A 9,654-nucleotide genomic window follows, 5' to 3' on the forward strand; every position below is an offset into this window, starting at 1 on the left:
AGAGCAGCAAACTGGCTATCGCATCCGCTGGTAGGTCTTTAACACTTGCCGATAACGTAGTGCGCTTAGCACTTAGGCTGGTAAGCACAGCTTTAACTTATTTGGCTAAAGCTCCGTGTCTTTAGACCGGGGTTGCTTACAGAAAGAATCGTCAATGTTTGGCACAGCTAGAATTCTCGTCAAGGAGAGTCAGGGAGATTTGAGTTAGACCCTAAATGACGCTAAGGTCGTGGCTCTCTCATCTATCCACCAGGCAACTCTAGCATGGAATTCAGACCTTGGGGAAACTGTGGAAAAACTAGATTCAGAGGATTGCCAATTCCTTAATTGTTCGTCTTTTAGGAATGGAGTCCTTGTGGAAAAGGTTGTGGAAAATTGCGGAAATTTTTCCACAGTGTATTTATACTCACCCCACACCTGACTGGCGCTGTTCCCTGTTCCCCGTGTCCCGTTTCCTTTAATCTTGGCTTTGAGTTTGACTCGCCAAATTAATGCGATCGCTCAATTGACTCAGTTTCTGTGCCACGCTGGGATCGCGTTTTCGTAATTGAGTAATCTTGTCGCAGCTATACATAACTGTGGTATGATCTTTGCCACCAAATTCTTCGCCAATTCGGGGTAAGCTCAAATCAGTATGCTGCCGCATCAGATACATAGCAATTTGCCTAGACCAACTGATTTCTCGGCGGCGTGAGTTCCCTTTCAAGTCTTCTACCGAGACATTAAAGGCATCCGCGACGGTTGTGACAATGATCTCCGGTGCGGCTTGTACGGTTGGGGTGCGCGGATTCAAAATCGGTGCAATGTTCTCGACACTCATCGATACTCCCGAAATTGAGATGTAGGCGACGACTCGAATTAATGCCCCCTCTAGTTCGCGAATGTTCGATTTATATTGAGTCGCAATATACTCGACCACAGATCGCGGCAAACGGATGTTTTCGTATTCTGCCTTTTTTTGCAAGATTGCCATCCGGGTTTCCAAGTCAGGAGGCTGAATATCGGCGATTAACCCCATTGAAAAGCGAGAACACAGCCGTTCCTGCAAGCGGCTAATCTGATGGGGCGGGCGATCGGATGCCAAGACAATTTGTTTACCCGCTTCATGTAAGGTATTGAACGTGTGGAAAAATTCTTCCTGAGTATATTCTTTTCCTTCAATAAACTGAATATCATCCACCAACAGCACCTCAGCCGCTCGATAGTGTTCCCGGAAACTTTGCATACTATCTTTGCGGATGGCGGCAATCAGGTCATTGGTAAAGTGTTCAGTAGACACATAGAATATCTTAGAACTCGGAGAATTCTCCCACCGAAAATGCGCGATCGCTTGCATTAAGTGAGTTTTCCCCAAACCAACGCCCCCACATAAAAACAGGGGATTAAACTCCCTTCCTGGTGATTCGGCTACAGCCAAAGCCGCCGCATGAGCCATGCGATTATTTGAACCAACCACGAAGCGAGAAAACACGTATTTCTGATTTAACTCTGTGGGTTTAGGACGTTGATGGGATGGACGTTCTACATCGGGTTTAGTGGTAACCGGAACAGACCAGGAAATGCCTGTATCACTAATTGTAACATTGTCGCTGTTGGGACTCACGGTAAGGTAAATGTCCACCGGTTGTCCCAGAATCTCCTGTACCACATCAGTGATTGTTTTGATGTAATACTTTTGCAACCAATTTCTGGCAAAGGGATTGGGGGTACAAACCACTAAGCAATTCTGGTCGAGCTGCTGAGCCGTTGTTCCCTTGAGCCAAGTTTCAAAGGTAGGTCGGCTGAGTTGGAGTTGTAGACGCTCCAATACCTGTATCCAAAGCTGTTCGGGGGACATTTCCACGGGCATTCCTGTTACTATTTATGCTCGAATGAGGAGTTAGCGTCAATTTCAAACTATTATGACCCAATCCCTAGAAATCGCTCAGTTAGGCAATCCTATCTTGCGCCAGCTAGCCCGACCCATCGATAATGTTCACGAAGAACATATACAAAAGCTGATTGAGGCTCTCAAGGCAAAGGCTGTAGCCGCCAACGGTGTGGGGATTGCTGCACCTCAAGTTTCTCAATCCTGCCGTTTGTTTATCGTAGCGTCTCGTCCCAATCCCCGGTATCCGAATGCCCCGAGGATGGAACCGACAGCGATGATCAATCCGCAGCTTGTGGCTCACTCGGATGAGATGGTTAAAGATTGGGAAGGTTGCTTAAGTATTCCCGGTATTCGAGGTTTAGTGCCGAGGTATCAGGCAATTGAGGTAGAGTACACCAATCAACAGGGTAAGCTACAGCGACAACAGTTCACTGATTTTGTCGCCAGAATCGTTCAGCATGAATATGATCATCTCAATGGTATTGTGTTTCTAGACCGCGTGGAGAGTACCCAAGACCTAATCAAAGAGGATGACTATCAACAGGGGATTGGGAACAAACATAGCAGCCAAGGCTAGAGTCATTGCACAATAGAAACAGTTCTATCTTGCTTGTTCCCTAGACCATGCCTACTGTACTCGCGGATACTCAAAATTTAATTGCAGACCTGATCCCTCGCTATCGCTCTCGTGTGGATTACTTAGCGATTCGCTTAGAAGAATCCGAAGGAACCAGCATTATGGTGCGGGGCAATAAGGTAGAAACCTTGAGCGAAGGGCTTTCTATTGGTGGACAGGTGCGAGCATGTTATAAAGGCGGTTGGGGCTTTGCCAGTTTCAACCAACTCTCTAGCCTTAAGGATCGACTGGAAGAAGCGATTAGCGCCGCCCGAATTGTCGGGGATGGAGAAACCCTACTTGCCCCGATTCCGATTGTGCAAGATACTCGCCAACTCCCCCTAACTGGGACTGATCCCCGGATGATTCCCCTAAAGGAGAAAAAAGCCCTGTGCGATCGCTACAACCAATTGCTCAAACAGTTTGACCCCCAGATTACAACAACCTCTGTGCGCTACTGTGATAATAACCAACGGATCATTATTGCCACGTCCGAAGGCACTCTGATTGAGCAATCTTGGGCAGATCTAGAAATGCGTTTCTCGGCTACCGCCCGTAAGGATGAGATTCTACAGACGGGACGGGAAACTACCGGATCTCGCCAAGGTTACGAAGATCTCAGTGATCTTGACATTCAAGTGCAGGGTGCGGCGCAACGGGCGGTTAATGCCTTGTCTCTATCCTCGGTTCGGGGAGGGGTTTACACTGTCGTTATTGATCCCATCCTCTCTGGTTTATTTGTGCATGAAGCCTTCGGACATCTTTCAGAAGCGGATATGGCTTATGAAAACCCGGATCTGTTGGAAGTCATGAGCAAAGGGCGTCGCTTTGGTCCACCGGATTTGCAAATCTTCGACGGTGCCGCCCCAGAGGGACATCGGGGTAGCTATTGCTACGATGATGAAGGAACATCGGCAACAACGACTCAACTGATTAAAGATGGCATTTTAGTGGGACGTCTACATTCCCGTGAAACTGCAGGCAAGTTAGGCGAAGCTCCTACGGGAAATGCGCGTTGTCTAAACTACCACTATCCGCCCATTGTCCGCATGACTAATACCTGGATTGAACGCGGCAAAACCCCGGTGCAGGATTTAGTCCGAGGGATTCGCGAAGGGGTTTATGCTCGCAACTGGTTAGGGGGTATGACAAATGGGGAAATGTTCACCTTTAGCGCTGGTGAAGCCTGGATGATTCGCGAGGGACAGATTGCTGAACCGGTGCGGGATGTTACTTTATCCGGTAATGTGTTTAAAACTTTAGGCGATATCGAAGCGATCGGTAATGACTTCTATTGGGATGAGTCGGGCGGTTGTGGCAAAGGGGGACAGAGTGGCTTACCGGTAGGGTGTGGGGGTCCTTCTTTACGGATTCGCAATGTTGTCGTAGGGGGTAGCCAGTAGCTTTTTGAAGTGATTTGTCTGTTGTCTACTGTCCTTTTATTATGGGTAATAGACAACGGGCAGCAGACAGGTGATATACTGGGGTCGCTATTGACGATAAATGTGTAATCCTTGATAGATAGGCTGATCAGGTGAACCATTTAACTACGGCTCAAGAAGAGCAACTTAGAAATATAGGAACCTATTTACGAAACTGTAGAGAAGAGCAGGAGAAATCAATTGAGGAAATTGCTCTCAAAACATTTATATCCTTACGCTCGTTGAGAGCGCTAGAAGCTGGACGGTGTGAGGATTTACCTGAACCTGTCTTTGTTCAGGGGTTTATTCGGCGGTATGCTGAGACGCTCAACTTAGACAGCACCACGTTAATTCAAAGCTTTGCCACCGAGGTTGTATCGCCACCCTCTAATTCGGCTGACTCTCAAGCCGAAATTTCTGAGTCCACCCGGATTTCGCGATCGCGTCAACTTTATCTACTCTACATTGGCATTGGTGGGATAGTCGCGATCGGCGGACTTGTGTATCTGCTCACTCAAGTCTTCAAACCCCAACCCTCTATACCCGCTCAAGAGTCTGTGACAATTGAGCAACAGCTTAATCCCAACCAACCCGTCGTCACCTCAACCCCTGCGCCGACTGTCTCTGATCCCAATTTCCCGGTTCAAATTACAGTAGAAACGAAAGGGGAATCCTGGGTGCGGGTTAGCGTTGATGGTAAAACTGAGTTTGAGGGAATCTTAACTGAGGATGATTCTCCCAAAAGTTGGAACGCTAAAAATGAATTAACTATCCGATCTGGAAATGCGGGGGCGGTATGGGTATCCTTGAATCAAAAAACAGCGAAACCATTGGGAGAGATGGGTGAAGTTAAAGATGTAACATTTACTCCCACACAGGATTGGTAATGTCACATTGGCAGTTCGACTGTCTCTCTATCACTTATCCCCCAATTTTTATTGAATTATAGCAGTAGACACATCGATTAGGACTTTCGGCACCATTGTAGAGACGCGCCATGGCGGCACCATTGTAGAGACGCGCCATGGCGCGTCTCTACATAAATGATGTGTCCTAACCGCTATGGCGCTTACTATATTAATGAACCTAACGCCACCCTAAATGGTAGCGCTGGTGTTCCCATTTCCGGAGAAAAATTTTGGGCATATTCCTCTTCAAATTCCTCCGAGGGTATCAAAGAAGCCATGATTACCTTAGCAAAACTGAGGGTGAAACTGCATAAGTCCCTTTGAGTCAGAGATAGAGTGGATTGGGAACAGACAGTCCAAAGAATTCAAGTTTCCCAACCCAAGGTTGCTAAAAATACCCAGTTGCTCAACTCGGTACAATTTTAGGCTGGAATAATTAGATTTCGTCTCTACAGCATGACTGATAAGGAACACTATACAAGCCAACTCTATTGAGGGTTAAAATTATGTCTACTAATGATTTGCTTCCAGAACTCAATATCGCCTCATTTAATCTGAATAGTCTCGTTGAAGGTACAGATTACCTATCCGGTCAAGTGATTGTCAAGCTCAAGCCAGGAATTGAGTCAACCCAGATGCAAACGCTGCAAGAGAATCTGCAAGCTACTGTACTCGAATCAACGAATACGTTAGGCACACAACTTTGGCAACTGAATGGATTGAGTGTTGCCCAAGCGATTGCTACCTACAGTAATCATCCGCTGATTGAATATATTGAACCTAATTATACAATTAGTCTGAATACCACAATTCCCAATGATTCAGATTTCAACCAACTTTGGGGGTTAAATAATACCGGACAAACGGGTGGTATCCCAGATGCGGATATCGACGCGCCAGAAGCGTGGGATAGTGCCACAGGAAATAATGTGGTGATAGGAGTCATTGATTCGGGGGTGGATTATACTCACCCAGATTTAAATGACAATATGTGGACAAATCTTGGAGAAATTCCTGGCGATGGTATTGATAATGATGGCAATGGTTACGTTGATGATTACTACGGCTGGGACTTTATCAATAATGATAGTGATCCTTGGGATGATCAAGGACATGGTACTCATGTCGCTGGTACAATTGCCGCTGAAGGAAATAATAATAGTGGGGTGATTGGGGTTGCTCCCCATGCCAAAATCATGGCACTCAAAATATTTAATGCCAATGGCACAACCAGTCTTTTCTCTGAAATTAAGGCAATAGAATATGCCATAATGATGGGGGCAAAGCTGACAAACAATAGTTGGGGCGGGGGTGGCTACTCTCAAGGATTATACGACGCGATCGCGGCAGCAGGTCAAGCCGGACAGTTATTTATTTCCTCAGCAGGTAACGGCGGCTTTGATGGTATTGGCGATAATAACGATGTTACTCCCAATTACCCCTCTAACTATGACCTGGATAATATTATTTGTGTCGCCGCTACTGATGATTGCGATAATTTGGCGTCGTTTTCCAATTATGGCATCACTTCTGTTGATTTAGGCGCACCTGGGGTAGATATTTACAGTACCATTCCTGGGGGAGGATACGGTAGCAAAAATGGAACCTCTATGGCAACTCCCCATGTCTCTGGGGTGGCGGCGTTAATTTGGTCGCAAAATCCTCAATTAAGTGTTTCGGAGGTAAAAAATCAGATTTTAAGTACCGTTGATCCGATTTCATCATTGCAGGGAAAAACGGTAACTGGTGGACGATTAAATGCTAATAATGCCTTGACTCCAACGACACCGCCACCCTCTCCTTTAGGAGAAATTCACGGGAGTAAGTGGAATGATATTGATGGGGATGGTAGATGGGATGCAAATGAACCTGGTTTGAATGGTTGGACAATTTATTTAGATCAGAATCAGAATAGTCAATTGGATGCGGGTGAAGTTTCCACCATTACTGATACTAACGGTAATTATTCGTTCACTGGACTAACGGCTGATACTTACACCGTAGCTGAGGTATTACTAGCTGGTTGGCAACAAACTGTTCCGGGTTCAAATACGTCATTTAAATTGGTAGCAGGTACAGGAATTGGTGGAACTAACGAATACAGCTTAGTCGAATTGCAAACTGATCCGGTGGCAGAGATTCTTATCGGTGCTTCTCGTTATTATTGTGGTTTAGATGTTGATCCAACTAGCGGATTACTTTATGGTGCTAGTTCTTCCTTGCGGATTATTGATCCAACGGATGGTTCTTACACTACCATTGGCACAATTCATAGTGATACCGAAAGTTCTATTTTGATGAAAAGTATTGCTTTTTCTCCAGATGGAACATTGTATGGGAACGCTTATGGAAGCGGGAATATCAAGAATATTCTTTACACGATCAATCCAGCCACTGCCTTTGCTACTCAAGTTGGCATAATTCCCCAGTATACTTATGGGATTGACTTTGCACCGGATGGCACACTTTACGGCGCCTGGTATGATCTAGTGAAAATTGACCCAGCAACAGGAAATATATTATCTACAGTTGGTTCATTTGGAAGCTCGGTGTATGAAATTGATTTTGCTCCAGATGGTTTCATATACGGCGTTAACGACATCTACAGTAAGCTTTACAAAATCGATCCATCGAATGCTTCAAAAACTCTGATTGGCATCTATGAATCAGACACTGAAAGTGTCGCGTCTATCCCATCTACCAGTAACTTTATACCTGGTACTCACACCATTAACCTGAATTCCGGAGAAATCATCACCAATATTAACTTTGGCAACCAACAAATCGAGGATTTATCGCCCCAACTTAACTTCAGTTTTGAAACCGGAGACTTTACCGATTGGAACAGTATTGGAGATGCGACAATCCAAACCGCTACTATTGGCATTACGCCTACAGATGGAACATTCCAGGCTTTAATAACAAATGGTCAAGGTTCCGTTAGTGATAGTAATTTGGAAACCTTCCTGGGATTGAATCCAGGTGACTTAGACAATCTGGGTAATGGGGATGCGATTGAAGGTTCCGCACTCCAACTCACACCGATTACTGTCAAAGCGGGAGATATTGTAAGTTTTGACTGGAACTTTATTACCAATGAGCAAACGCCTAGTAACTATAACGATTTTGGCTTTGTTTCTATCAGTTCTACCCTGTTATCCGAACTGACAGATACCAACCAGTCATTTAGTCGATTTACGGGTTCCTTTGGCAAGCAGACTAATTATGGTACATTCGATTATCAGTTTACCCAAGCCGGAACTTATACCATCGGTTTAGGATTAGTCGATGCCGATGATAGTAGTGTTGATTCGGGACTTCTCGTTGATAATTTCCAAATCACCCTTGATCCTTTCTTCAACTTTGGCTTTGAAAATGGGGACTTTACCAACTGGACGACAATTGGTAATACCAAAATTGAAACTAATTCTATTGGTAGTAATCCCACCGAGGGGAATTACCAAGCCTTCATTACTAATGGTGTGGGTTCGGTGAGTGATACCGATATGGAACAGTTTTTTGGTTTAACTGCTGGCGCGTTAGATAATTTTGGTAACGGTGATGTTATTGAAGGTTCTGGCTTACAGTTTCAACCGATTAAGGTTCAGGCGGGGGATAGTATTAGCTTTGACTGGAACTTGATTACTAATGAAGAAAATTCCAGCAGTTTCAGTGATTTTGGCTTTGTTTCCATTACATCAGGTGTCTTATCAGAACTAGCGGATACGAGTAGTAATTTTAGTCGTTTCACGGGTTCCTTTGGTTCTCAGACTGGCTATGGCACATTTACCCATCAGTTTACTGAATCGGGTATATTTACCATTGGCGTGGGTTTAATGGATGCAGGGGATGATTACGTGGATTCAGGACTGCTGATTGATAACTTCTCATTCACATCTAATAGTGGGACAAATCTGGGATTATCGATTCCCAATGGAACCGTTGAAGCGGTTATCTCATATACGATTCAAGGGACTCCAGAGAATGACAAATTAGTCAGTTCTAATCAACAGGATGAATTCATCTTCGCGGATGCTGGTAATGATACCGTGATTGGCAGTTTGGGTGATGATGTAATTTATGGTGCAGAGGGTGATGATATCCTACGAGGTGACTTGAATAAGGGTTGCTTAAGTGGTGCGATCGCGGGTGATGATATCCTCTATGGTGGCACCGGCAATGATAAACTGTATGGAAAAGGTGGGAATGACCAACTTTTCGGTGAAGAGGGTAATGATAAAATCTGGGGTGATGATGGCGATGATTTACTCTGGGGAGGTTTGGGTCATGACCAGTTAATTGGGGGTCAAGGTTATGATACCTTTGTCTTAGCTGTTGGTGAAGGAACGGACAAAATTCGCGATTTCCACATTGCTGAGGATTTGTTAGGCTTGTCTGGTGAACTGACGTTTGATCAGTTGTCGATTTCTCAACATGGGAAGAATACCTGGATTGATTTTAATGATGAAACCTTAGCGGTTTTGACGGGTGTAAATGCGAGTACCTTGACGGCTGATGCATGTGTCTTGATCTAACAAAATGCCAACAATTTGAATCAGGGCGGGTTTTGTGGAGGCGTTACTGGTGACAATGTTCACGAAGTTCCTAAACCCGCCCCTACAAGGATTACTTCATAAGCGATGGTGAAAGCCCTCGTGATTTATCCGAGGGATGAAACCGAGCAAGTCGTAAAGACAGGGGATTTATCCCGCAATAACATTCTTAAGTGATATAATACAACCATAAACAGGGAGGTGATATTCTTGTACGGTTGTCAACAAGTATTATTAGATCCAAATAAAGAGCTAGCCGCAGTTCTAGAGTTTATTTGCGCTGAAG

General features: G+C 44.9%; 6 protein-coding genes. 5 read left to right on the forward strand and 1 reads right to left on the reverse strand.

Annotated elements, in window-relative coordinates:
* Positions 1 to 457 precede the first annotated feature (457 nt).
* Entirely contained in the window at positions 458 to 1,843 is a 1,386-nt protein-coding gene (gene dnaA, locus RLO19_RS24490) for a chromosomal replication initiator protein DnaA (protein ID WP_446360013.1), read from the reverse strand.
* A 58-nt stretch (positions 1,844 to 1,901) separates the two neighbouring features.
* Here dnaA and def point away from each other — a divergent pair, with 58 nt between their 5' ends.
* From def to RLO19_RS24515, 5 genes are all read left to right on the forward strand, one after another.
* Positions 1,902 to 2,447 (forward strand): peptide deformylase, encoded by a 546-nt coding sequence (def, locus tag RLO19_RS24495; RefSeq protein ID WP_446360008.1) that lies wholly within the window; start codon positions 1,902 to 1,904, stop codon positions 2,445 to 2,447.
* A gap of 47 nt (positions 2,448 to 2,494) precedes the next feature.
* Positions 2,495 to 3,889 carry a TldD/PmbA family protein gene (locus tag RLO19_RS24500; RefSeq protein WP_446360009.1) on the forward strand — a complete coding sequence of 465 codons (1,395 nt, stop codon included), beginning with the start codon at positions 2,495 to 2,497 and terminating at the stop codon, positions 3,887 to 3,889.
* Positions 3,890 to 4,020: 131 nt separating this feature from the next.
* A complete protein-coding gene (locus RLO19_RS24505) occupies positions 4,021 to 4,794 on the forward strand; it encodes a helix-turn-helix domain-containing protein (protein WP_446360010.1) in 774 nt (257 codons plus the stop codon).
* Between the two features lie 156 nt (positions 4,795 to 4,950).
* Positions 4,951 to 5,139 (forward strand): hypothetical protein, encoded by a 189-nt coding sequence (locus RLO19_RS24510; RefSeq protein WP_446360011.1) that lies wholly within the window; start codon positions 4,951 to 4,953, stop codon positions 5,137 to 5,139.
* A gap of 182 nt (positions 5,140 to 5,321) precedes the next feature.
* Positions 5,322 to 9,350, forward strand: a complete 4,029-nt coding sequence (locus tag RLO19_RS24515; protein ID WP_446360012.1) for a S8 family serine peptidase — start codon at positions 5,322 to 5,324, stop codon at positions 9,348 to 9,350.
* Positions 9,351 to 9,654 lie beyond the last annotated feature (304 nt).

This window comes from Coleofasciculus sp. G2-EDA-02, assembly GCF_040226375.1.
Classification (GTDB): Bacteria; Cyanobacteriota; Cyanobacteriia; order Cyanobacteriales; family Coleofasciculaceae; genus Coleofasciculus.